The following is a 350-nucleotide window of genomic DNA, read 5'->3' as shown; positions in this document are numbered from 1 at the left end:
GTCTACACGCTGCCCGACCTGCCCTACGACTACAGCGCCCTCGAGCCGCACATCAGCGGCAAGATCATGGAGCTGCACCACGACAAGCACCACGCGGCGTACGTCGCGGGCGCCAACACCGCCCTGGACAAGCTCGCCGAGGCCCGCGAGTCCGGCGACCTGGCCGCGGTGAACCTGCACGAGAAGAACCTCGCGTTCAACCTCGGCGGGCACACCAACCACACCGTGTTCTGGCACAACCTGTCCCCCGAGGGCGGCGGCGAGCCCACCGGCGAGCTGGCCGAGGCCATCAAGGACCAGTTCGGCTCCTTCGCGAAGTTCCAGGCCCACTTCGCGGCCACCGCCACCGG

General features: G+C 69.1%; 1 protein-coding gene. It reads left to right on the top strand.

Features of this window, described 5'->3' with window-relative positions:
• Positions 1-350 (top strand): superoxide dismutase (locus EYB28_RS19890; RefSeq protein ID WP_166853036.1); only part of this gene is annotated, 350 nt, incomplete at both ends.

The organism is Isoptericola sp. BMS4, assembly GCF_011634835.1.
Classification (GTDB): domain Bacteria; phylum Actinomycetota; class Actinomycetes; order Actinomycetales; family Cellulomonadaceae; genus Isoptericola.
This window is presented reverse-complemented; position numbering and strand designations above follow the sequence as displayed.